We start from the raw sequence: 24,542 nt of genomic DNA, 5'->3' as shown, positions 1-24,542 counted from the left end.
GCCGCAGGAATGAAGGGCGAAGAGTCGGTGACCGTGGAAAGCAGGACGGAGCGGGACAGCACCGGAGAAAGTGCTGCGAACCGGGCATCCCCGGACCAGGTCTCTGAGACTGTTGTACCTGTCGCTCCCGATGAGACCGGGGATGAGGCTGGGGCTGGCGCCCTTTCGGCGGTTTCTCACACGTCTGAAGCATCTGAGGGCAGCGAGCGCCCGGGCGATACGTCGCCCCATATGGCTGATCCCGGCGCCTGGCCCCCCGATCCGACACTGTGGGCGGAAGACGGCCAGACAGCGGTGCCGCCGGCGCAGCCGCTGGTTGCGGGGCGGCTTGCCACAGCCATGAATGGCGGGCGGCCAGAACATCTTTTGCAGCCGGAACCCGAGGCCGGGCCTGCGCCTGAAACCCCTGGCCGAAAGGGCTTTCTGGCCCGCAGGGCCGAGGCAAGGAGGGCAGGCTACAGGAAACCCCGCGCCAGGATCGGATTGCGCCTTGCCATCGTCCTTCTCGGGCTTGTCGCCTTTGTCGGGCTTGCGGGATTTGTTCTGCTCGGGCGCAGCCTGGCGCTGCCGGTCTGGGCGGTGGCCTCGATCGAACAGCGGCTGAACGATCATCTGGGCCAGAGCCATTTGCCAGAAGGCAGCGCGATCTCGCTAGGAGAAGTTACGGTAATGGTCGCCCGCGACCTGTCGCCAAGCTTTTTCCTGCACGATCTGCGGCTGATCGACAGCAAGGGCGCATCCGTGCTGACGCTGCCGGAACTCAGGATCGAACTGGCACCCGCGCCGCTGCTGACCGGCCAGATCCGGCCCCGCCTTGTGCGGATGACGGGGGCACAGATTGCCGTAGCCCGCGATGCCGATGGCCGGATCGCGCTCAGCTTCGCCGGGCTTTCGGGCAGCCCTGAAATGGGAACGCCCGCCGAGGTGCTGGATGCCCTGGACCGCATGTTCTCGACCGGCACGCTGAGCGATCTGGCGCTGGTCGAGATCGACGGGCTGGCGCTCACGATGGATGATGCGCGGGCGCGGCGGAAATGGGAGCTGGGTGACGGCAGGCTGGTGATTGCCAATAAGGCGGAAAGCCTTTCGGGGGAATTGTCCCTGACGCTTTTGACCGGCGCGGATCCCGCACGGGCGATGCTGACGGTCGAAACCTCGAAAGCTGACAGCTCGGCGCGGTTTTCCGCGACGGTGGACCATGTGGCCGCGCGCGATCTTGCGGTTCAGGCGGCACCGCTCGCGGCTTTTGCGGTGCTGGATGCGCCGATTTCCGGGCGGCTGAGTGGCACGCTGGATGCCGAAGGCAAGCCCGGATTGCTGGAGGGGCGGCTTGCGCTCGGGCCCGGGGCGCTGGATCCGGGCGTCCTGCGCCCGGCTGGCGCAGAGGGTGCCCGGCCTGCGCAGGCGGCGGGTGAAGACCGCGATCAACCGGCACAGGCTGATGGCACAGAAGGCAATGCCCCACCGGCGCCGCCGCGCCCGTTTGAATTTGAAAGCGCCGTGGTCGAACTGCGCTATGATGCCGGATTGCAGCGGGTGTTTCTGGATGAGGTCAATGTCCAGAGCCCCTCGCTGCGGGTCACGGCCAGCGGAACGTCGGATCTGATGGATGATCAGGGCCAGCCCGTCGCGGCGGGGGCCTTGCCGAAAGCGGTGGTGACGCAGCTGCGCATTGGCGAGATGAAGGTCGATCCCGACGGGCTGTTCGAGGCACCGGCGCGGTTTTCCTCGGGCTCGGCGGTCTGGCGGCTGCGGCTTGATCCCTTTGCGGTCGAGATCGGCGAGGTGGTTTTAAGCGAAGGAGAGGACCGGCTGGTTCTCTCGGGCCATGCACGGGCCAATACGGATGGCACCTGGGCAGGGGCGGTCGATGTGGCGCTGAACCGGATCTCGACCGAGCGGCTGATCCGGCTCTGGCCGCTGATGGCGGTGCCGCGCACGCGATCCTGGCTTTCCGAGAATGTTGGCCAGGGCGAATTGACCGATGTGGCTGCCGCCTTGCGGTTTCGCAGCGGCGAGGAGCCGCGTTTCGCGCTGGATTACGAATTTTCCGGCGCCGAAGTGCGGGTGGTGAAATCGCTGCCGCCGATCCGCAATGGCAGTGGCCGCGCGGCGATCCAGGACAACAGCTATACCCTGGTGATCGAAGAGGGCGAGATCACCGCGCCCGAGGCCGGCGCCGATGGCGCACGGATGCATGTCGATGGCTCGATGTTCCGGGTGCCTGATATCCGCAAGAAACCCGCCGATGCCGAGGTGCGGCTGATTGTCGATGCCGGGCTGACCGCGACGCTCTCGCTTCTGGATCAGGAGCCGTTCCGCTTTATTTCAAAAGCCGGGCGTCAGGTCGATCTGGGCGAGGGCCGGGCGCTTCTGGTGGCCGAGCTGCGCTTTCCGCTGAAGCCAAAGCTTTTGACCGAGGACATTGCCTATGACGTCACCGGCCGCATTCTCGATTTCCGTTCCGACCGGCTGGTCGCGGGCAAAGAGATCCGCAGCCCCGATCTGGCGGTAAAGGTCACTGCGGCGGGGATGGCGGTTTCGGGTGAGGGTACTATTGCCGGCGTCCCGGTCGTTGCGCGCTATACGCAGCCGTTTGGCAAGGATGCGGCGGGCAAGGCGAGTGTATCCGGCACGGCGCGGCTCAGCGACGAAGGTCTGCGGCGGCTGGGGGTGCAGCTTCCAATGGGATGGATTTCGGGCGAGACGCGGGCCGCGATTGAACTCGCGCTGCCAAAGGGGGAGCCCGCAAGGCTGGTCCTGAAAAGCGATCTCAAGGGGCTCGGCCTTTCGCTGCCGCCGGTCGGCTGGAGCAAAGCGCGCGACAGCACCGGGCGGCTGCTGGTCGAGGCGGTGCTGGGCCAGGCCCCGGAAGTCACCAGGCTGGAACTGAACGGGCCGGGCCTCAGCGCAAAGGGGCGGCTGACGACAAAGGTGAATGCCGGGCTGGACCGCGCCAGTTTCCAGGAGCTGAAAGTGGGCGGCTGGCTGGATGCGGCGGTCGAACTTACCGGGCGCGGCAAGGGCGCTGATGTGGCGGTCAAACTGACAGGCGGCACCCTGGATCTGCGCGAATTGCCCAAAAGCAAGCCGGGATCGGGTGTGGGCGGCGCGGATGCCGGGTCTGGTGCGATAGAGGTCAATCTCGACAGGCTTGTGGTCACGGGCGGAATATCCCTGACCGGGCTCTCGGGCAGGTTCACCATGCGCCAGGGCGGGCTGGATGGCGGGTTCGTGGCTTCGGTCAACGGCAAAAGCCGGATTTCCGGTGCGACCATGCCCTATAAGGGCGGCACGGCGGTGCGGATCACCTCGGATGACGCGGGCCGGGTGATGGCGGCGGCCGGGTTGTTCGACATGGGGCGTGGTGGCTCGCTCGATATGACCATCCAGCCAAGGGATATACCGGGCCAGTATAGCGGCGTGGCAAGTGTCAGCAGCTTTTCGATCCAGAATGCCCCGGTCCTGGCCGAACTGCTTTCGGCGGCCTCGGTCGTGGGCCTGCTCGAGCAGCTTCAGGGCGGCGGCATCCAGTTTTCCGAAGGCGATGTGTCGTTTATCATCCTGCCTGAAGGCGTTCAGATCGCCCAGGGCGCGGCAGTCGGCGCCTCGATGGGGATTTCCTTCGCAGGCTTTTATCATTCCGCCAGCAATTCGATCGACATCCAGGGCACCATCTCGCCGATCTATCTGCTCAATGGCATCGGCCAGATCTTCAGCCGTAAGGGTGAGGGTCTGTTCGGCTTCAACTACCGGCTTGCGGGCGCCGCGAAAAATCCGCAGATCAGCGTCAATCCGCTGTCGATTCTGACGCCGGGAATGTTTCGCGACATCTTCCGCCGGCCCGCGCCGGTGCTGAAGGGCGCCGGCTGAGGGGCGAGGCAGATGCAGCTGTCCGATTTCGATTTTCACCTGCCAGAAGAGCTGATTGCGACCCGGCCCGCGCGGCCGCGGTCTTCAGCACGGCTTTTGCTGGCCGAGGGCGGCGGGATCCGCGATCTGCATGTGCGCGACCTGGTCGATATTTTCCGCCCCGGCGACCGGCTGGTTCTGAACAATACCAAAGTCATCCCGGCGCGGCTGACCGGCAGCCGCGCGCGTGGTGATGCGGTGGCGAAGATCGAGATCACGCTGATGGAGCCTTCGGCTGTCGGTGGCTGGCGGGCGCTTGCGAAACCTTTGCGCAAGGTGAACCCGGGCGAGGTGATCCGCTTTTCCGACCAGCTTTCAGCTGTGGTGGCGGAAAAGGGCGAGACGGATCTGCGGCTGGAGTTTTCCCTGACCGGCGCCGATTTCGATGCGGCGCTGCTTGCGGCCGGCACCATGCCGCTGCCCCCCTATATTGCCGCAAAACGCGCGCCCGATGCCGCCGATAATGATGATTACCAGACCGTCTTTGCCCGCCATTCCGGCGCGGTGGCGGCCCCGACCGCGAGCCTGCATTTCGACGAACCGTTGCTGGCGGCGCTGCGCGACAAAGGTGTGACTTTCACCGAAGTAACGCTGCATGTCGGCGCGGGCACCTTCCTGCCGGTCAAGGTCGAAGACGTCAGAACCCATAAGATGCATTCCGAATGGGGCGAGGTATCGGCTCGGGCCGCGGCCGAGATCGCCGCCACAAAAGCCGCAAGCGGGCGGGTGATTCCGGTCGGAACCACGGCGCTCAGGCTGATCGAAAGCGCCGCGCGAGAGTGTGGCGAAATCGCGCCCTGGTCGGGCTGGACGGATATCTTCATTTACCCGGGTTTTACCTTCCGCGTGTCGGATGCGCTGATGACCAATTTCCATTTGCCGAAATCGACGCTTCTGATGCTTGTTTCGGCGCTTATGGGACAGGACAGGATGCGCGAAATCTATGATCATGCCATCGTGAACCAATATCGCTTTTTCTCTTACGGCGACTCGTCGCTGCTGGTTCCTTAACACCGCCCGCCAGCCCCTCCGGCCCGACCGGTGGAGCACAAGCCAATGCCTGACCGGAGCATGTGATGCTGAGAGTCCTTTACACCACCTGGCCTTTGCTTCTGGGGGTGCTGCTGCTGATGGTGGGGAATGGTGTTCAGGGCTCGCTTCTGGGCATCCGGGGCACGATGGAGGCCTTTACGACCTTCCAGCTGTCCTTCGTGATGTCGGCTTATTTCCTCGGATTCCTGCTGGGCTCGCGCTATGTGCCCGCGATGTTGCAGCATGTCGGCCATATCCGGGTGTTTGCGGCGCTTGGCTCGCTGATCTCGGCGGTGCTGGTGGTCTATCCGATGGTGATCCACTGGCAGGCCTGGGCGCTGATGCGGGTGATCATCGGCTTTGGCTTTGCCGGCGTCTATATCACGGCGGAAAGCTGGCTGAACGATACGGCAACCAATGAGACGCGCGGCCAGGCGCTGTCGGCCTATATGATCGTGCAAATGATCGGCATCATCTCGGCCCAGGGGCTTTTGGCCATTGGCGACCCCTTTGGCTATGATCTCTTCCTGATCCCCTCGGTGCTGGTCTCGCTGGCCTTCCTGCCCTTGTTGCTGGCCACCTATCCCAGCCCGAAATTCGAGACCGGCCAAAGGCTTGGCTTTCGTGAACTTTACCGGATCTCGCCCCTCGGCTGCGTCGGCATTTTCCTGATCGGCGGCGTGTTCTCGGCGATGTTCGGGATGGCGGCGGTCTGGGGCTCGGTGAGCCTGTTGTCGGTGGGGCAGATCGCCCTTTTCACCTCGGCGCTCTATATCGGCGGGCTGATCCTGCAATATCCGATCGGTCGGCTTTCAGACCGGATTGACCGCCGCAAGATCATCGTGTGGCTCTCGGTCGTGGCAACGGTGATCATGGCAGTGGCGACAGTGTTCCCGCTGCCCTTCCCGGTCTATCTGGTGGTGGCGGCGCTTTTGGGCGGCATCACCTATCCGATCTACGGGCTGATCATCGCCTATACCAATGACTATCTGTCGAAAGAGCAGATGGCAGCTGCCTCGGCAGGGCTTTTGTTCATCAATGGCGTTGGCTCGATCTTTGGCCCGCTGATCGTAGGCTGGCTGATGGGGCGCGATGTGATGGGGCCGCGCGGCTTCTTCTTCTTCGTCGGCCTGCTTTATGCCGCGCTGGCGGGCTATGCCGCCTGGCGGATGACCAAGCGCGCAACCCCGGTGATGACCGGCGCCTATGCCAATATCGCGCCTATGGCCTCTGCGGTCGCCTCGGTCGCGGCGGTTGAGAATGCAATCGAAATCAATCCCTCGCCCGAAAACCCCGAAGCCGCCGCCGAAGCCGCGCAGGCGCTGGTCATCCAGCGCGATCAGCCTGTTCCGCCGGCATCGGAGGAGAGCGCGCCGCAGCAGCAGGGCGACCAGGTGGCAGAAGATCGGGAAAATCCCGGTCAGCGCGATGCCTGAGGTTGCGCCCCGACGCCCCCGCTGACACTCTGGCCGCAAGACTGGCCGTCAGCGGAGGTGAAGATGTCCGACCCGATCGAAGTGCTGCAATTCTGGATCGAAGAGATCGGCCCGCAGGGCTGGTATGCCGGTGGCGAAGAGATTGACGATGCCTGCGCCAGCCGGTTCGGCGAGCTGTGGCAGGCACTGCAGGATGGCGGGCTGGAACATTGGGTCGATGGCGCGGCCGGAACCCTGGCCTATCTGGTGATCGCCGATCAGTTTGCCCGCAACATCAACCGGGGCCGGGCAGAGGCTTTCGCGACCGACCCGCAGGCGCGGGCGGCTGCGCGCCGTGCGCTGGATGAGGGCTGGGATCTCGACGCACCCGAACCCGAGCGCCAGTTCTTCTATATGCCTTTTGAGCATTCCGAGGATCCGGATGACCAGGCGCTGGCGGTGCAGCTGTTTACAGAGCGTATGCCGGAAAACCCCGAAAGCCTCCTCCATGCCCGCGCGCATCAGGAAATTATCCGCCGTTTTGGCCGTTTTCCCTTCCGCAATGCGGCCCTCGGGCGCGAGACGACGGCAGCAGAGGCCGAATTCCTCGCAGCAGGGGCCTATCCCGCGCTGGTGGCAGAGATCCGTGGCAGCCATGCATCAGACGCATAGGGCTGCGGCGCCAGCTTTGTTGCTCCGTTAAACGAGATTGTTTAAGGGTAAATCAGTTTTCCCGGGGGCGTTTTCCCAGGGCCAGTTCTTCTGAGGGAGGCGGAAATGGCAGACTCGAATTTCGACGTGGTGGTGATCGGCTCCGGCCCCGGCGGCTATGTGGCGGCGATAAGGGCGGCGCAGCTGGGCCAGAAAGTTGCGGTGGTGGAACGCGAGAACCTAGGTGGCATCTGCCTGAACTGGGGCTGTATCCCGACAAAAGCGCTGCTGCGGTCGTCCGAGGTCTTCCATCTGATGCACCGCGCGAAGGAATTCGGGCTGAAGGCCGAGGGGATTTCCTATGATCTGCCAGCCGTGGTCGCCCGCTCGCGCGGGGTGGCGAAACAGCTTGCCAGCGGCGTCGGGCACCTTTTGAAAAAGAACAAGGTCACCGTCATCATGGGCACCGCGAAACTTGCCGGCGGCGGCAAGGTGGCGGTCACCACCGATAAGGGCGCCGAGACGCTGGTCGCGAAAAACATCATCCTGGCCACCGGCGCACGCGCAAGAGAGCTGCCGGGGCTTGAGGCCGACGGAGATCTGGTCTGGTCCTACCGCCACGCGCTGGTCGCCAAACGGATGCCGAAGAAGCTGCTCGTCATCGGCTCCGGCGCCATCGGCATCGAATTCGCGAGTTTCTTCAACACGCTCGGCGCCGAGACCACCGTGGTCGAGGTGATGGATCGCATTCTGCCGGTCGAAGACGCCGAAATTGCCGCCTTCGCGAAAAAGCAATTCGTCAAACAAGGCATGAAGATCCTGGAAAAAGCGGCAGTGAAAAAGCTCGACCGCCATCCGGGCAAGGGCGTCACCGCCCATATCGAAATCGCCGGCAAAGTGGAAACCCAGGACTTCGATACGGTGATCTCGGCCGTGGGGATCGTCGGCAATGTTGAAAATCTTGGCCTGGAAGAACTGGGCGTGAAGATCGACCGCACCCATGTCGTGACCGATGAATATTGCCGCACCGGGGTGCCGGGCCTCTATGCCATCGGCGATATCGCCGGCGCGCCCTGGCTTGCACATAAGGCGAGCCATGAAGGCGTCATGGTCGCGGAACTGATCGCGGGTCAGCATCCGCATCCGATCAAACCGGGTTCAATTGCCGGCTGCACCTATTGCCATCCGCAGGTGGCTTCTGTCGGCCTGACCGAGGCGCGTGCGAAAGAGCAGGGCTATGAGATCCGCGTCGGTCGCTTCCCCTTTATCGGCAATGGCAAGGCGATTGCTCTGGGTGAGCCCGAGGGCTTCGTGAAAACCGTGTTCGATGCGAAAACCGGTGAGCTGCTGGGCGCGCATATGGTCGGCGCCGAGGTGACCGAGCTGATCCAGGGCTATGTGATCGGCCGCACCCTTGAGACGACCGAGGCAGAGCTGATGGAAACGGTTTTCCCGCATCCGACGCTTTCAGAAATGATGCATGAATCGGTGCTGGATGCCTATGGGCGCGCCATTCATTTCTGAGCGCTGCTGAGGAGCCGCAAAGGCTTCGCCGAACCGGATCGCAATGCAGGGGCATCCTGCAAGGGCTGAAAGATCTGGAACCGGCGAAACCGGGTGCGGCAGAAATAATCGGAAACCGGGGCGAGCGCCCTGGTTTCCGCAACTACTCCGTTATCACTGCACTGTGCAGACCGGCAGGCCGGGACGCCTCTGCCTGACCTGCGCCACTGGCGGGCATAGCCGGATCAGGACGAATTCCGGTCTTCCTCTTGACTGAAACACCCCGTGCGGCGCGATCCGCGGTAAATCTCGGGGGCAGCTCTTGCGCATTTCTGAACGTGCAGCTATACGCGCGGCACTTCACAGGCGGAGGCGGGCCTATGCGGGGAGACATCCTGCACAGGTCCACCGGTTGGGGCATATGCTCTGAAATCCTCCGCTCAGGCGCAAACCGGAAAGGTATTTGGACATGGCGCTCCCCGATTTCTCCATGCGTCAGCTCTTGGAAGCTGGCGTTCACTACGGTCACCAGACGCAGCGCTGGAACCCGCGGATGGCTGAGTACATCTATGGCGACCGTAACGGCATCCATATCGTCGACCTGACCCAGACCGTCCCGCTGCTGGACCAGGCTCTGAAAGTCGTGCGCGATACCGTCGCCAAAGGCGGCCGTATCCTCTTCGTCGGCACCAAGCGCCAGGCTCAGAAGCCGATCGCTGAAGCCGCAGAGAAATGCGCTCAGTATTACATGAACCACCGCTGGCTCGGTGGCACGCTGACCAACTGGAAAACCATCTCCCAGTCGATCCAGCGTCTGAAGCAAATCGACGAGACCCTTGCGGCAGGCGCAGAAGGCCTGACCAAGAAAGAGCGTCTGAACATGGAACGCGACCAGGCCAAGCTGCAGGCTTCGCTGGGCGGGATCCGTGAAATGGGCGGCGTGCCGGATCTGCTGTTCATCATCGATGTTGGTAAAGAAGATCTCGCCATCCTCGAAGCACAGAAACTGGGCATCCCGGTTGTCGGCATCGTCGACACCAATAACTCGCCCAAAGGCGTGAACTATGTGATCCCGGGCAACGATGACGCGGCCCGCGCGATTGCGCTCTATTGCGACCTGATTGCCCGCGCTGCTCTGGACGGGATGTCGGCTCAGCTCGGCGCTGCCGGTGTTGACCTCGGCGCGCTGGAAGCGGCGCCGGAAGAAGAAGCCACCGCCGAAGAGGCCTGATCGGGCGTGGGGGCGCTTTATGTGCCCCCGACCGTCACCGGGTTGTTGCACGGCGGGGATAGCCCCGCCGTGATCCGTTTCTACCTTTCCGAAGGAGCTGAGCTATGAGCATCACCGCAGCAATGGTGAAAGAACTGCGCGAATCGACCGGCGCAGGCATGATGGACGCCAAGAAGGCGCTGACCGAAGTGAATGGCGATATGGAAGCCGCCGTTGACTGGCTGCGCACCAAAGGCCTTGCGAAAGCGGCCAAGAAGGCTGACCGCGTTGCCGCAGAGGGTCTGATCGGCGTGACCGTGGCCACCGGCAAGGGCGTCGCCATCGAGATCAACTCGGAAACCGACTTCGTGGCGAAAAACGCTGACTTCCAGAAGCTCGTGCGCGAGATCACCGAAGTTGCGCTGACCACTGCGAATGATGTCGAAGTTCTGAAAGCCACCCATCTGAACGGCAAGCCCGTCTCGGAAGTGCTGACGGATGCCATCGCCCGTATCGGCGAGAACATGACGCTGCGCCGGATGCATGTGCTGGAAGGCGATACCGTCGTTTCCTATGTCCACAATGCGGCGGCTGACGGCATGGGCAAGATCGGCGTTCTCGTCGCGCTGAAAGGCGATGCCGCCAAGGCGCAAGAGATCGGCAAGCAGTTCGCGATGCATATCGCGGCCACGAACCCGCTCTCGCTGTCGGAAGCGACCCTCGACCCGGTCATCGTCGAGCGCGAGCTGCAGGTGCAGACCGCCAAGGCGCTGGAAGAGAACTCGACCTCGGACAAGCCGAAGCCCGAGCAGGTGATCCATAACAACATCATCCCGGGCCGGATGAAGAAATTCCTCGCCGAGAACACGCTTCTGGGTCAGGCATTCGTCATCAATCCCGACCTGACCGTCGAAGCGGCGGCCAAAGAAGCCGGCGTCGAGATCACCGGCTATGCCCGTGTGGCGGTTGGCGAAGGCATCGAGAAAAAAGAAGAAGATTTCGCCGCAGAAGTCGCCAAGACGCTGGCTGGCAGCTGATCTTCCGGATCCTTTCCGGGATACATCTGCTCCGGGGCCGTACCGCAAGGTGCGGCCCTTTTCCATTCAATGGCTCTGACATGCTGGCAAGCTGGCTGGCATCTCTTCGCCTTTACTGATTAATCCGGTGACTATCCGGCAAACAGACAGGGCAGGCGGGTCAGCCGGCAGCCTGGGCCAGTGGCTCGGGGAACTGCTGGAAGATCATGTTCAGGAGCGCGCCTTTCGCAACCGCCTGAGCCGTGGTCTCAACCGCCAGCGCATCACGCGCGAGGCGCAGGTGTTTCTCAACCATCGCCGGTGAAACCCCCATCAGCAGCGCCACATCCTGGGTCGTCTTGCCATCTGCCACCCATTCCAGCGCTTCACGCTGGCGCGGGCTGAGCGTGCGCGCCTTTGAGAGCTGCGGCAGTTGGACGATCCGCAGATGCATCATATGCGCGATGGCGGTGATTTCATCGCAACGATCGGTAAAGATGCGCTCGACATCGACATGGTCGAGATTGGCATCGGCGATCAGCCCAAGCGCCCCTTTGGCACGGCTCGACGCTTCCGGGAAGCTGACCGTAATACCAGCTTTGATGCCGAGGGCGTTGTTCTGACGTACAATTTCCGCTTCCTCCGGCGTAAGTTTGCCGGCGGCAAAGGCGTCATGCACCCATTTCCAGGTGCGGATTCCGGAATTTCGCTCGGCCCAGCGGAAAACGGGGCTGCGACTGAAAAGACCGCTTTCAAAGTAGCGGCGGGCATAGTCCTGGTTCATCGTGCTGAGAAACAGCGCATCATCCGGGTCGCCGATCGTCTTCAGGTGACGAAAGCGGGTAAAGCCGTAATTCGCCCGGGCAAAGCCCATAGCGGCGAAATGCCGGGTCGCGACCTCCCAAGTTTCGTCAATGCTCGCCGATTGCGCGATATCGCCAAGAAGCTCGAGGACTGAACTGCGGGTCATTTGGGCCTCCTTCGGCGTAGCGGTATATGAGCCGCCAGGCCAGTTGCTACTGGTAACTTTCTTCTACCTATGCAGACGCCCGCAACCTGTCGAGCCTTGGTGAGCGTTGCAGAAAAATGTGACGGAAGATGTCATATTTCTCGCTGTGTTGTCGCTTACCGAGGCGTGATCAGTCTCATGAATGAGATATATAGAAATATAATCAATGAGTTATATGTAGATTTAGACGAAAAACATATCATCCTGAGGCGCTGCGCAATTCCCGCAGAATAAGCGAATTTGCGTTCATTGCCTGAATGCCCCCAGCTGTTCGATGCGCGGCAGATGGTCGGGCATATTGCCAGGGTTGCGCCTGTATGCCCAATGCTTGACCCAAGGAGAAGCATTGCTGCTGGCTGTGGCCTGCGACTATGCCGCGACCCTTTCTCAGCCTCTGCGGCTTTGGCTTCCTCGACGTCCTCGGTCCCACAAGAACCATGAAATCTACGAACCCGGATTTGGAAATCGTCGTGCCAATAGCGCGTGCCTGGAGGTCGCGGAGTACCGGGCGGGCCTGCACCGGTATTTCACCAACGAGACCATCCGGGACAGGTTGCCTGCGCCTCGTGATGCGGCATTCACCTCGCTGGCCTTCAACATCGGGATCGCAGGGGCTGGGAAGTCCACCGCCACCCGGCGACTGAATGCCGACGACATTCCCGGTGCCTGTGATGCCCTGACGTGGTTCAACAAGGCCGGCGGGCGAGCGGTGCGCGGGCTGGTGGTTCGGAGGGCTGAGGAGCGCGCGCTATGTTTGAAAAAGGCCTGATCTATGCCGGTGCAACCAGTATCGTTTTCTCGGCCGGCGTCTGGACCGGCCTTACCTGGGAGCGCCGGTCGGGGGCAGAGAATTTGGCAGCCGCCGCGACGGTCGCCCTGCAATACGCAGCCAGCGCCAGCGAAGTCCAGCAATCTGCAACCTATACTTTCGGGGAGATCGTCCGCGATGCGACCGCTGATCCTGATTCTGATAATTGCGCTCTCGGGCTGCGGGGCGCGGAGCGCCTCAACCGCCTTCGCTGACTGCGATCGCCCGGTGCTGATCCCTGAGCGGGACATCACCCGGGCGGAGGTTGTCAGTCTGTGGGGGGCAGGACCGCGCTGCGCTGGTCACTTGTCGCGCCCGGAATGCTGCTGCGTCACGTATCGATCCGGTGAGCCTGCGGTGAGAGCGGGCGGTGGTATGCGACCAACCCAAGCAGGCACAAAGAGAGAACCTCTGAAGAAGCTAGCTACGAAAGGATTTAATCCCCCGGGCGCCGCGGCCGAAATGACCACCGGTTGAAGTTGAGATGGGCTCTTCGCAGAAGTCAGACACGCACAGTGCGTAGATGTGTTCAAGCTCGATCTTCTGGGAGCCAAGCAGATTAAACATGGCTGATGCGGATTTGCTGTCGTCCGTGATCTTGCCTTCAGAGTGGCGCTGGAGCCAGTCCAGGATGCTGGAAATCAATAAGAAATGTTCTGCGCTCAAACGAAAAATTCCAAAAACCAAGGTGCCAAAGAGGCGAAGGCTACTGAAAACAACGCTACACTCTAAGCGCGATTCTGTCTGGTGTGTCAATTGCTATACAACTGTTTAACAGCTGGATCCGGCGGTTGAAGCTATATGTAGCGCTCCCGCCCACCGGATGACCGGGCCGTGGTGAGCGGAGCCCGGCTGATGGCGCTGATCGATGCAGGGTGTCAGGCTTGATCCCGCTTTCGTGCAGCCAGATCGTATACAATCTGGCAGCGGTCACTCCATTCCCATTTGTGCTGCCTGAGCGCGACCTCGCACCCGGCGGCCCGGGCAAACTCCTGCAGTGCAGACGGCGCGTCTTAGGTGCCGGCCAGTGCGACATAGCGCGCGCGGCTGTATCTGCCTGATCGGCACATCTGTCACAGATGAGGTGGACTGTATCGGGTAGCGGCATGGTTGTACGGGACATGGGCGACTCGGATGGGCCGGAATTTCACGTGTTCACCATTTGTTTCAGATGTGCAGTTGCTGCGCGCACTGTCAGTTCCTGGCTCTGCGCGGGCTGATCACCGCAGGCATCCCGATTGCAAAGTCCTCGGTCTGTGGCCGGGGGCCTTGGCGTGAGACAGGTCGAATCGGGAACATAGTCTGGGGATCAATTGCCTTTTATTGCGGTTTTGTTCCCTTTGAGAGCCGGGGTGGATGGTGAAAGCCTATGCCATCAATGGCTACCATGGTCTTGAAATCAAACATGAAAAACCGTGTGGAGATCTGGAGCGGGTGAAGGGAATCGAACCCTCGTATTCAGCTTGGGAAGCTGCTGCTCTGCCATTGAGCTACACCCGCATAGCCGTTCAGCTACGCGAGTAGCGATGTAAGGTCAAGCGTGGCTCTGCGGCCGATTGCGATTTTTGCGTATCAGCGCCTGCGCCGGCGGCCTTCTCCTCCGCCTGATCCTCCGGTGTTGAAGGAGACATCGGGCAGGGTGACCACTTTTGCGAGTTCGGGGAAGTGATCGACCGCATTGGGAATTGCGCTTGCATTGACGAAATGCTCCTGAAAGCGCGGCTCAATCGCGGTCTCGACCTTGTGGATCTCGTGTACAGTCGCCTCGATCTGATCGCGCGCCGCACGGTTCAGAAGCGCGATCCGCGCGCCGGTGCCGGCGGCATTCCCGGCCGAGCTGACATGATCGAGCGGCACATCCGGGATCATTCCCAGCACCATTGCGTGTTTCGGCGAGATATGAGCTCCAAAGGCGCCAGCCAGGGTCACGCGGTCGACATGATCGATGCCCATCGCGTCCATAAGGAGTTTGGCCCCGGCATAGAGTGCCGATTTTGCCAGTTGAATCGCGCGGATATCGCCCTGTGTTACAGTAATCCGGGGGCCGCCCTCTGCGCTGCCATCATGGATCAGATAAGAGAAGGTACGGCCATGCGGCTCGGCGCGTCGCGTGCCGGTCTGATCGGGGCCGCCGATCAATCCGCTCGCATCGACGAGGCCCGCCATCCGCATCTCGGCCACGGCTTCGATGATGCCGGAGCCGCAGATACCGGTGATGCCCGTTGTTGCGGTGGCTTCGATGAACCCCGGCTCATCCGACCACAGCTCGGATCCGATCACCCGGAAGCGCGGCTCTTTCGTGATCGGGTCGATGGTGATGCGCTCGATCGCACCTGGGGCGGCGCGCTGGCCGGAGGAAATCTGCGCCCCTTCAAAAGCGGGGCCTGTGGGCGAGGAACAGGCCAGAACCCGGCTTTCATTCCCAAGCAGGATTTCGGCATTGGTGCCGACATCAACAATGAGCACCATGTCTTTGGATTTATTGGGTTCCTCGGATAGTGCCACCGCTGCGGCATCGGCACCGACATGGCCGGCGATACAGGGCAGGACATAGACCCGGGCATTGTGGTTCATCGCTGTCAGATCCAGCGCGCGCGCGTCGAGCGAGAGCGAATCCGAGGTTGCCAGCGCGAAAGGCGCCTGGCCGAGTTCCACCGGATCAATCCCGAGGAAGAGGTGATGCATCACGGGATTGAAAACAATCACCATTTCATAGATCTGCCCCGGCGAAATGCCGGCTTCCTCCGAGATAGACAGCACCAGATTGTTGATCGCCTCGCGTACGGCTCTGGTCATTTCGACATCGCCGCCCGGGTTCATCATCGCATAGGAGACCCGGCTCATCAGGTCTTCGCCAAAACGGATCTGCGGGTTCATCAGCCCCGAAGAGGCCAGAACTTTGCCGGTCGACAGGTCGCAAAGATGCGCCGCGATCGTGGTGGAGCCGAGATCGACGGCGAGACCGTAAAGCGGCTCTTCTGCATAGCCGGGGAAGAGGTCGAGGATACGATGCGCCTCGTCGTGATTGCCCTGGTTCAGGATCGCGGTGACCTTCCATTCGCCCTTGCGCAAGACTGTCTGGAGCTTGCGCAATATGGTAAGATCAGCTGTTACATCTTTGATTTTCCACTGATCCTGCAGGGCGCGCTTCAGACGTTCGAAATCACCGGTGGGGATATGCATGTCGGGCTCTTCAACCTCGACATAAAAGCTGCGGGTGGCGGGATCCATGGCAATGTCACGCTCGGTGGCGGATTTGCGGATCACCTGTTTATGAACCTGGCTCTCGGGGGGAACGTCGATAACGATATCGCCCATCACTTTGGCCTGGCAGCCAAGGCGGCGGCCTTCCTTCAGCCCACGGATACGGTTGTAGCGATCCTCGACCGCGTTCCATTCCGAAAGCGCGCCCGGCTCGACCGTGACGCCGTGTTTCGGGAATTCACCATATCCCGGGGTGATCTGGCATTTCGAGCAGATGCCGCGCCCTCCGCACACTGAATCGAGATCGACGCCAAGGCTGCGTGCGGCCTGGAGGACCGGAGTGCCATGCGCGAAACGTCCGCGCTTGCCCGATGGGGTGAAAATGACGAGTGCGTCTTCTGACATGGGTTTGGCCTCTGGTCCTCTCGCGCAACCCTGGTTCTAGCGGGAATGGGCGGCGGGGCAAGGGCGGGAAGCGTCAGGTTGCGACCTGTTCGCGGCGTAATCGCGACATGAGCGGGCGCGACATCCGGGCCCTGAGCTGAGGCAAAGCGGTCGGGAGCCGGCCGCCGAGGCCCGGAGTATTTGTCTGAGGAAGAAAAGGGGGAGTTGACGGCATTCAATGCTGCGCATAGCGGAGGCGCATGGCACGCGCACCTCTTCTTCAGCTTTCGGGGATTTCGCTGACTTTCGGCGGCAATCCGGTATTCGATGATCTTTCGCTGACCGTTCAGCCGGGTGACCGGGTGGCGCTGGTCGGGCGCAATGGCACCGGAAAATCCACACTTATGAAGGTGATGGCCGGGATTGTTGAGGCAGACAAGGGCCAGGTCGTGGTGCCGTCTGGCGTCACTGTGGGGTATATGGAGCAGGATCCGGATCTGTCCGGCTTTGCGACACTGGGCGAATTTGCCGCGTCGAAACTGCCCGAAGATGAGGCCTGGCGGCTTGCCACGGTGGCGGATGGGTTGAAATTCGACCCGGATGTGCCGGTATCGACGGCGTCGGGCGGCGAGAAACGCCGGGCTGCCCTGGCGAAGCTGCTGGCCGAGGCGCCGGAGCTTATGCTCCTCGATGAGCCGACCAACCACCTGGATATTCAGGCCATTGAATGGCTGGAAAACGAGCTGCGCGACACGCGGGCGGCTTTCGTGCTGATCAGCCATGACCGCGCGTTTCTGAAAGCGCTGACGCGCGCCACTTTGTGGATTGATCGCGGCGAAGTGAGGCGGCGCGAAGCAGGTTTCGACGGTTTCGAGGATTGGCGCGAGACTGTCTGGGCCGAGGAAGACGAGGCTCGCCACAAGCTGGATCGCAAGATCAAGGCCGAGGCGAAATGGGCGGTCGAGGGGATCTCGGCCAGGCGTAAGCGCAACCAGGGCCGGGTCCGGGCACTTGCCGCTTTGCGCGAGGAGCGGTCCTCGCAGATCCGCCGCCAGGGAACGGCGGCGATGGCGCTGGAAAGCGGGCCGGTCTCGGGCAAGCGGGTGATCGAGGCGGTCGGACTGACCAAGGGGTTCGGCGACAAGACGATCGTCAGGGATTTTGACCTGCGGGTGCAGCGCGGCGACCGGGTGGCTTTTGTCGGCCCGAACGGGGTCGGGAAGACCACGCTGCTGAAACTGCTGACCGGCGAGATCGCCCCCGATGCCGGGACGGTCACGCTTGGTACCAGCCTTGAGATCGCGGTGTTTGACCAGACGCGCTCGCGCCTTGATCCGGAGGCGAGCCTTTGGGAAAACCTGACCGGTGATCCGCTGATGGCGGTTTCCGGCGCTTCCGACCAGGTCATGGTACGGGGGCAGCCGAAACATGTGGTCGGCTATCTGAAGGATTTTCTCTTTGATGAGGGACAGGCGCGTGCGCCGGTGCGCTCATTGTCAGGCGGCGAGAAGGCGCGGCTTTTGCTGGCCAAAATCATGGCCTTACCGTCTAATCTTCTGATCCTGGACGAACCGACCAATGACCTTGATGTCGAAACGCTTGATCTGTTGCAGGATATCCTGGGCGAGTTTGACGGCACGGTGCTGCTGGTCAGCCATGACCGTGATTTCATTGACCGGGTGGCGACTGCGACCGTTGCGATGGAGGGGAATGGCCAGGTGACGGCCTATCCCGGCGGCTGGTCGGATTATGTGCAACAGCGTCCTGAACGGCAGGCACAACTGACCGCAGCACCAAAGTCTGCCCCAAAGGCGGTCGAGAAAGAAACCGCAGCTGTATCAAACGGTTCTGCTCTGTCTTTCACAGAGAAAAAGCGGCTCGCGGATCTGCCATCGCAGCTGGAAAAGCTGGGAGCCGAGATTGCCCGGCTGAGCGATCTTCTTGCCCAGGCCGATCTCTTTGAGCGCGAGCCCGTCAAATTCCGCAAGGCCAGTGAGATGCTGGCCGAGCGGGAGGCGGCTCTGGCTGCGGCGGAAGAGGAATGGCTCGGCCTCGCGGAACGGGCCGAAGACCAGGGCTGAACGCGCCCTGATCTGCCCTGACAGGTTTTCCGCCCGGCAAGACGGGCGGGATTAAGCCGTTTGCCGATCTGGCCCAGGCAGTTTTCAGCCAGATTTGAACCGATCCGTTCACAATTGATCGCGCGCTGCTCACGCCATGGTGAGGTCGGGTTGCGCAGAGGCACAAAGGCTCCGATGTCTGGGGCAGCACATCCCCGGCGGAGGCGGATTCCGGTCACCGGATGCCGCCTGGCAAGTGACGAGGGAACGGCCTTCCTGCTCCTCACCGACCAGCGAGGCGCCTTTCCTTTAAGGCACTGTCCGTAGCCCGACCGGGGGGATGCGGAACAAAGGAGTTAACGAATGAAACGTATCGCAGCGATCCTCGCTTTCAGTGCAGTGGCAGCCCCTGCTTTCGCCGGTGGCCCGGCCGTCGTGGTCGATGAACCGGTGGTGGTCGCCCCGGCTCCGGTTGTGATCTCGGCCCCGCAAGGCAACTGGGCAGGTTTCTATGGCGGTGCCAGCCTTGGCTATGGCAATTTCGACGGTGAAACCTCCGGCGTGAAAGTGCTGGATGGCGACGGCGCAATCGGCGGCGTGCAGCTCGGCTATCGCTGGGACCTCGGCAATACCGTGATCGGTGTCGAAGGGGCTTTCGCGGGCTCGAACATCAAGGATGATGCGGTCGATGCCAAGCTGAAGAACAAAACCGACCTCAAGCTGCAGCTCGGCTATGACCTCGGCCAGTCGCTGATCTATGCGACCGCCGGTGCTTCCTGGGCCAAGGCCAGCATCGCTGGTACCAATTACTCGGATAATGGCTGGGTCGCCGGTCTCGGCTATGACTATGACCTCGGCAATAACTGGGTCGTAGGTGCCGAATACCTCTACAACAAATACGACAATTTCGACAATTCCGGCGTCGATCTTGACGGCAGCACTTTCGCGATCCGGGCGAACTACCGCTTCTGATCCGGAACTGATCCATCTGTAATACGGGCGCCGCCAGCCATTGGCGGCGCCTTTTTTGTGCCGGGCCGCAACTCTGTGCGCAGGAAAGGTCTTGGCCTCGCCGCGCAGCCATGGCACAGAGCACCACGAAGACAAGAGTGAAACGGGGGCGCAGGGCCCCGAAGCGAAGGGGCCGGTCGAATGACAAGATTGCGCATGACCTTCATCTGCTGCATTACCCGCTGATCCAGGATCGCGCGGGCGGCTTCGTCTTATCCCAGACAGAACCGGTAAGCCCCGCGCGGGGGAGAAGCATCGCGCGAGGAGCATAACGGGTGACCATCCGGCTGACCAATACGAAGACGCGTCGCAAGGAAGTGTTTGAGCCGATCAACAGCGATCGGGTGCAGATCTATGTCTGTGGCCCGACCGTCTATGACCGCGCCCATATCGGCAATGCCCGCCCGGTGGTTGTTTTTGACACGCTTTTCCGGCTGATGCGGCATGTTTATGGCGCGGATTCAGTGGTTTACGCGCGGAACTTCACGGATGTTGATGACAAGATCAACGCCCGCGCCGCCGAGACCGGCCGCCCGATCCGCGATATCACCGATGAGACGATCCGCTGGTATCACGAGGATATGGATGCGCTTGGCGCGCTGCGCCCGACGCATGAGCCGCGCGCGACCGAATATATTGGCGCGATGATCACGATGATCGAAGGGCTGATCGAAAGCGGCCATGCTTATGCAGCCGCAGGCCATGTGCTGTTCCGGGTGCGCAGCTACCAGGCTTACGGCGCGCTGTCGGGGCGTTCCGTCGATGATATGATCGCCGGCGCCCGCGTTGAGGTCGCGCCCTATAAAGAAGACCCGATGGATTTCGTGCTCTGGAAGCCTTCGGACGAGGGTGTCCCAGGTTGGGACAGCCCCTGGGGTTACGGGCGGCCCGGCTGGCATATCGAATGCTCGGCAATGTCCTATGAATTGCTCGGCGAGAGTTTTGACATTCATGGCGGCGGGCTCGACCTGCAATTCCCGCATCATGAGAATGAGATTGCGCAGAGCTGCTGCGCCCATCCGCATGGGTCTTTCGCACGGGTCTGGATGCATAATGAGATGCTCCAGGTCGAAGGCAAGAAGATGTCCAAATCCCTGGGCAATTTCTTCACCGTGCGCGATCTGCTGGACCAGGGCTATCCGGGTGAGGTGATCCGGATGGTCTATCTGGGCACCCATTACGGCAAGCCGATGGACTGGACGCATGAAAAGGCGGTCCAGGCCGAGGGAACCTTGCGCAAATGGCGCCAGCTGGTGGATGGCGTGCCGGCGGGCGAGCCTGCGCCGCGGGTGGTCGAGGCGCTTTCGGATGATCTGAACACCGCGGGCGCGATTGCAGTCTTGCATGATCTGGCCCGCGAGGGCGATGCGGCGGCGCTGAAGGCCTCGGCCGGGATGCTGGGTCTTCTGGAGGATCACATGGGGGCCTGGACAGAGGCTGGCGTTGACCTTGCCCCCTGGGCGGCGCGGCTGGCATCCTTGCGCGATGCGGCGATGCTGTCGAAAGATTTCGCGCCGGTTGATGCGATGAAAGCAAACCTGCTGGCGGCTGGCGTTGAGGTACGGATGTCGAAAGCGGGGGTCGAGCTGATGCCGGGACCTGGTTTCGATGCGGCAAAGCTGGAGGCGCTGGACTGATGGATGCGGCAGGCAGCGGGGGGCTTTCTGCCCCCCACCCCCCCCGGGAGTATTTGCGTCAGGAAGAAGGGGCGCCAGAATGAAAGAGCGTCTTTATCTCTTTGATACCACGTTGCGCGACGGGCAGCAGACCCAGGGTGTGCAATTCTCGGCCGCAGAGAAAGTGGCGATTGCGCGGGCCCTGGACCGGCTCGGGGTGGATTACATCGAAGGCGGCTGGCCGGGCGCGAACCCTACCGACAGCGATTTCTTCCGCGAGGCGCCACAGACCCGGGCGGTGATGACCGCTTTTGGCATGACAAAGCGGGTCGGACGGTCAGCCGAGAATGACGATGTGCTGGCGGCGGTGCTTGATGCGGAAACGCCTGCAGTCTGCCTGGTCGGGAAGACGCATGAATTTCATGTGACAACCGCGCTCGGCGTGACGCTGGAGGAAAACCTCGAGGCGATTTCGGCGTCCCTGCGCCATGTCGTGGCGAAGGGGCGTGAGGCCTTGTTCGATGCCGAGCATTTCTTCGATGGCTACCGCGCCAATCCCGGTTATGCGCTCGCCTGTCTGCGCGCAGCCGAGGCTGCGGGGGCGCGCTGGATCGTGCTTTGCGACACCAATGGCGGCACATTGCCGGGGGAGGTTGGTCGCGTGGTGCGCGAGGTGATCGCGGCCGGCATTCCGGGGGCAAGGCTTGGCATCCATTGCCATGATGATACTGGCAATGCGATCGCCAATTCGCTTGCGGCGGTCGAGGCGGGGTGCCGTCAGATCCAGGGCACACTGAATGGGCTGGGCGAGCGCTGCGGCAATGCCAATCTGGTGACGCTGATCCCGACCCTGAAGTTGAAAGCGCCCTTTGTGGACACACTTGAAACCGGGGTCACCGATCAGGCTATGGCCACGCTGGTAAAGACCAGCCGGATGCTTGACGATATCCTGAACCGGGTGCCGCTGCGCTCGGCGCCCTATGTCGGGGCCTCGGCCTTTGCCCATAAGGCAGGCCTGCATGCCAGTGCGATCCTCAAGGATCCCTCGACCTATGAGCATATGGATCCCGGCCTTGTCGGCAATACCCGCCAGATCCCGATGTCGAACCAGGCCGGGCAGTCGAACCTGCGGGCACAGCTGGCGCTTGCGGGGATCATGGTCGATCCAAAAGACCCGCGCCTCGCGCTGATCCTTGAAGAGGTGAAACGCCGCGAAGATCAGGGCTATGCCTATGATGGCGCCCAGGCTTCGTTCGAGATGGTGGCGCGGCGCGAGCTGGGTCTGGCCGCGCATTTCTTCAAAGTGCTGCGCTACCGGGTGACGGTCGAGCGGCGCGATGAACCCGATGGCAGCCGCCGGACCCTCTCGGAAGCGGTGGTGGTTGTGGATGCCGGGGGCGAGCGGATGCTTTCGGTTTCGGAAAGCCAAGACGGGGCAGGGAATGACCGCGGCCCGGTCAATGCTTTGTGGAAAGCGCTGGCGAAAGATCTTGGCCCCTGGCAGGCACTGATCGGGGATATGCGGCTCGTGGATTTCAAGGTTCGGATCACGCAGGGCGGCACAGAGGCCGTCACCCGCGTCATCATCGACAGCGAGGATGGCAAAGGGCGGCGCTGGTCGACGGTCGGCGTCTCGCCCAACATAGTCGATGCGTCATTCGAGGCGCTGCTCGATGCGGTGCGCTGGAAGCTGACCCGCGATACGGAGGCGGCGTCGTGAGCCTTGACGCCTGTGCCGCGCTGGTTGCGCGTGGCGACCCCGACCGCTGGCAGGCGCTGATGGCGGCGCCGGTTCAGGCGCGGGCTGATCTCCTGCCGCTTTACGCGTTCAATCTGGAACTCGCGCGTATCCCCTGGACCACGAAAGAGCCGATGATCGCCGAGATGCGGCTGCAATGGTGGCGCGAGGTGGTCGAGGCCGCGATCGCCGGAGAGCCCGCGCGCGCCCATGAGGTGGCAGGGCCGCTGAACGAGCTGATCCGCAAGAAGTCACTGCCCTTCGAGACCTTTGACCAGATGATCGAGGCGCGTCGCCACGATGCCTGGGGCGGGGTCTTCACTTCGGAGAGCGCCTTTTACGGCTATCTGGGCGCGACCGGCGGCGGGCTGATGTGGCTTTCGGCGCTGGCGCTTGGGGCAGGGCCTGCGGCAGAGGAGGCAGTGCGGCTTTATGGCCGGGCCTCGGCGATGGCGGGCTATTTCCGCGCGGTGCCGGAACTGAGCGCGCGGGGCCGCCACCCCTTGCCCGAGGCCGCGCCGGAGGTTCTGGCGCGTGAGGGGCTCGGATGGCTGAAGGCCGCAAGGGCAGGGCGACGCAGTGTTCCGCGGGTGGCACGGGCGGCACTTTTGCCAGGCTGGCAGGCCGGGGCAGTTCTGGTGCGCGCTTCGGCTGATCCGGAAGCAATAGCCGAGGGCCGGCTGACACTTGCGGAATTCAGCCGGCGCGGCGGGCTGTTATGGCAGGCGCTCAGCGGGCGGTTCTGATCACGCTTCTTTCGGGCGCAGCCAGAGCCAGATCAGCGCGCCACCGGCCAGCACGAGGAAGGGCAGCATCGCAAGATTGACCATCTGCCAGCCGGTCTGGGGCGATCCCCCCGAGCAGTTCATCAGCCCGCCCGAGGAGAGCGACGCCAGCGTCACGCCCCCGAATACGACCAGATCGTTCAGCCCCTGCAGGCGGCCACGCTCTTCCGGGCGCTGTGCGGCGGTCAGCATTGTGGTCGCGCCGATGAAGCCGAAATTCCAGCCAATACCCAGCAGGATCAGCGCGGCATAAAAATGCTCAAGCTGGACACCGGTCATCGCGACCGCGCCGGCGCCTGCAAGGATCATCAGCCCGAGGGCAATGACTTTCTCGACCCCGAAACGGGCGATCAGATGGCCGGTGAAGAAGCTCGGCAGATACATGGCCAGCACATGGGCCGAGACGATGTTCGAGGCGTCGGATTTCTCAAAGCCGCAGCCCACCACGGCCAGTGGGGACGAGGTCATGACGAGGTTCATCAGCGCGTAAGAGACCGTGGCGCAGATCATCGCGACTGCGATCACCGGGGTGCGGATCAGCTCGCCCCGGCTGCGGCCCTGGCCGGTGTCGACACGTGCAACAGGGCGCGGGATCTTCAGCGCGAAGAACAGGAAAAGGCCGATCAGGTTGATTGCGATAATGGCGAGATAGCTGCCGGTAAAGGTGATGACCAGCGCATCCGAGGTCGCGCGGAAGATCAGCGGCGCCAGCATCGCTGAAAGCAGCCCGCCCCCCATGACCCAGGAAATGGCGCGTGGGCGGAAGCTGTCTGATGCGGTATCCGCCGCGGCGAAACGGTAGAAGCCCTGCGCGCTCATATAGATGCCGGAAAAGAAGGCTCCGACGCAAAAGAGGGTGAAACTGCCCACCCACAGGCCCCAGGCGCCAAAGGCCCCGCCAAGCGCGCCGCCAAGCGCACCGAGGATAAATCCCGCCGCCCGCCCATGGCGCTGCATGAAGGCCGATATCGGCGTGGCGCTCAGCATCGAACCCAGCACGGTGAGCGTGACCGGAAGCGTCGCCCAGCAGATATTCGAGGCAAGGCTCTGCCCCGCCAGCCCCGCCACGGTGAAGATCAACGGCATCTGTGCACCCAGCATCGCCTGAGCGATGATCAGGATCACCACATTGCGCCTGGCCAGCGCGTCGGAAGCGGGAGAGAGATGAGTCGCGGTCATGGCGTGAGG

At 62.5% G+C, this 24,542-nt stretch carries 18 protein-coding genes and 1 tRNA gene; 14 read left to right on the top strand and 5 right to left on the bottom strand.

Features of this window, described 5'->3' with window-relative positions; all coding sequences use genetic code 11:
• Positions 1–9 precede the first annotated feature (9 nt).
• The 7 genes from M3484_RS02490 to tsf all read left to right on the top strand — a co-directional run bounded on the left by M3484_RS02490 (position 10) and on the right by tsf (position 10,760).
• The gene (locus tag M3484_RS02490) at positions 10–3,873 is read left to right on the top strand and encodes a hypothetical protein (protein WP_249495616.1); all 3,864 of its coding nucleotides are present in this window, start codon (positions 10–12) and stop codon (positions 3,871–3,873) included.
• A 12-nt stretch (positions 3,874–3,885) separates the two neighbouring features.
• Positions 3,886–4,923, top strand: a complete 1,038-nt coding sequence (gene queA / locus M3484_RS02485) for a tRNA preQ1(34) S-adenosylmethionine ribosyltransferase-isomerase QueA (RefSeq protein WP_249495615.1) — start codon at positions 3,886–3,888, stop codon at positions 4,921–4,923.
• Between the two features lie 65 nt (positions 4,924–4,988).
• The gene (locus M3484_RS02480; RefSeq protein ID WP_249495614.1) at positions 4,989–6,380 is read left to right on the top strand and encodes an MFS transporter; all 1,392 of its coding nucleotides are present in this window, start codon (positions 4,989–4,991) and stop codon (positions 6,378–6,380) included.
• A 63-nt stretch (positions 6,381–6,443) separates the two neighbouring features.
• Entirely contained in the window at positions 6,444–7,031 is a 588-nt protein-coding gene (locus M3484_RS02475) for a DUF924 family protein (protein WP_249495613.1), read from the top strand.
• A 105-nt stretch (positions 7,032–7,136) separates the two neighbouring features.
• Positions 7,137–8,534 (top strand): dihydrolipoyl dehydrogenase, encoded by a 1,398-nt coding sequence (lpdA, locus tag M3484_RS02470; RefSeq protein ID WP_092897533.1) that lies wholly within the window; start codon positions 7,137–7,139, stop codon positions 8,532–8,534.
• A 448-nt stretch (positions 8,535–8,982) separates the two neighbouring features.
• Positions 8,983–9,744, top strand: coding sequence for a 30S ribosomal protein S2 (gene rpsB, locus M3484_RS02465; RefSeq protein ID WP_171909500.1), 762 nt, complete (start codon positions 8,983–8,985; stop codon positions 9,742–9,744).
• A gap of 104 nt (positions 9,745–9,848) precedes the next feature.
• Complete coding sequence (gene tsf, locus M3484_RS02460) at positions 9,849–10,760, top strand: translation elongation factor Ts (RefSeq protein ID WP_092897537.1); 912 nt, start codon at positions 9,849–9,851, stop codon at positions 10,758–10,760.
• Between the two features lie 160 nt (positions 10,761–10,920).
• Here tsf and M3484_RS02455 read toward each other — a convergent pair whose 3' ends face one another.
• Positions 10,921–11,709: a helix-turn-helix transcriptional regulator gene (locus M3484_RS02455; protein ID WP_249495612.1), complete on the bottom strand. Its 789-nt coding sequence runs from the start codon at positions 11,707–11,709 to the stop codon at positions 10,921–10,923.
• A gap of 385 nt (positions 11,710–12,094) precedes the next feature.
• On the opposite strand from M3484_RS02455, the gene M3484_RS02450 reads away from it, so the two are divergent.
• Together M3484_RS02450 and M3484_RS02445 are read left to right on the top strand one after the other, a co-directional pair.
• Positions 12,095–12,517, top strand: coding sequence for a glycoside hydrolase family protein (locus M3484_RS02450; protein WP_249495611.1), 423 nt, complete (start codon positions 12,095–12,097; stop codon positions 12,515–12,517).
• On the top strand, positions 12,499–12,771 hold the full coding sequence (locus M3484_RS02445) for a hypothetical protein (RefSeq protein ID WP_249495610.1): 273 nt from the start codon (positions 12,499–12,501) through the stop codon (positions 12,769–12,771). Before M3484_RS02450 ends, M3484_RS02445 begins: the two co-directional genes overlap by 19 nt.
• Before the next feature lie 205 nt (positions 12,772–12,976).
• On the opposite strand, the gene M3484_RS02440 is transcribed toward M3484_RS02445, so the two are convergent.
• The 3 genes from M3484_RS02440 to M3484_RS02430 form a co-directional block, all read right to left on the bottom strand.
• On the bottom strand, positions 12,977–13,222 hold the full coding sequence (locus tag M3484_RS02440; RefSeq protein ID WP_249495609.1) for a hypothetical protein: 246 nt from the start codon (positions 13,220–13,222) through the stop codon (positions 12,977–12,979).
• Positions 13,223–13,982: 760 nt separating this feature from the next.
• Positions 13,983–14,056 (bottom strand) — tRNA-Gly (locus M3484_RS02435).
• 72 nt (positions 14,057–14,128) lie between these two features.
• A complete protein-coding gene (locus M3484_RS02430; protein ID WP_249495608.1) occupies positions 14,129–16,165 on the bottom strand; it encodes an ASKHA domain-containing protein in 2,037 nt (678 codons plus the stop codon).
• A 239-nt stretch (positions 16,166–16,404) separates the two neighbouring features.
• On the opposite strand from M3484_RS02430, the gene M3484_RS02425 reads away from it, so the two are divergent.
• The 5 genes from M3484_RS02425 (at position 16,405) to M3484_RS02405 (ending at position 23,315) form a co-directional block, all read left to right on the top strand.
• The gene (locus M3484_RS02425) at positions 16,405–18,225 is read left to right on the top strand and encodes an ABC-F family ATP-binding cassette domain-containing protein (protein WP_249495607.1); all 1,821 of its coding nucleotides are present in this window, start codon (positions 16,405–16,407) and stop codon (positions 18,223–18,225) included.
• A gap of 342 nt (positions 18,226–18,567) precedes the next feature.
• On the top strand, positions 18,568–19,176 hold the full coding sequence (locus tag M3484_RS02420; protein WP_092897549.1) for an outer membrane protein: 609 nt from the start codon (positions 18,568–18,570) through the stop codon (positions 19,174–19,176).
• 314 nt (positions 19,177–19,490) lie between these two features.
• A complete protein-coding gene (gene cysS, locus M3484_RS02415) occupies positions 19,491–20,852 on the top strand; it encodes a cysteine--tRNA ligase (protein WP_249495606.1) in 1,362 nt (453 codons plus the stop codon).
• 79 nt (positions 20,853–20,931) lie between these two features.
• Positions 20,932–22,551 carry a citramalate synthase gene (gene cimA, locus M3484_RS02410; RefSeq protein WP_249495605.1) on the top strand — a complete coding sequence of 540 codons (1,620 nt, stop codon included), beginning with the start codon at positions 20,932–20,934 and terminating at the stop codon, positions 22,549–22,551.
• Positions 22,548–23,315: a phytoene/squalene synthase family protein gene (locus M3484_RS02405; RefSeq protein ID WP_249495604.1), complete on the top strand. Its 768-nt coding sequence runs from the start codon at positions 22,548–22,550 to the stop codon at positions 23,313–23,315. Before cimA ends, M3484_RS02405 begins: the two co-directional genes overlap by 4 nt.
• Here M3484_RS02405 and M3484_RS02400 read toward each other — a convergent pair whose 3' ends face one another.
• Complete coding sequence (locus tag M3484_RS02400; protein WP_249495603.1) at positions 23,316–24,533, bottom strand: MFS transporter; 1,218 nt, start codon at positions 24,531–24,533, stop codon at positions 23,316–23,318.
• Positions 24,534–24,542: the final 9 nt, after the last annotated feature.

The sequence above is a fragment of the Pseudomonas sp. GX19020 genome, assembly GCF_023371075.1.
GTDB lineage: Bacteria > Pseudomonadota > Alphaproteobacteria > Rhodobacterales > Rhodobacteraceae > Pseudogemmobacter.
This window is presented reverse-complemented; position numbering and strand designations above follow the sequence as displayed.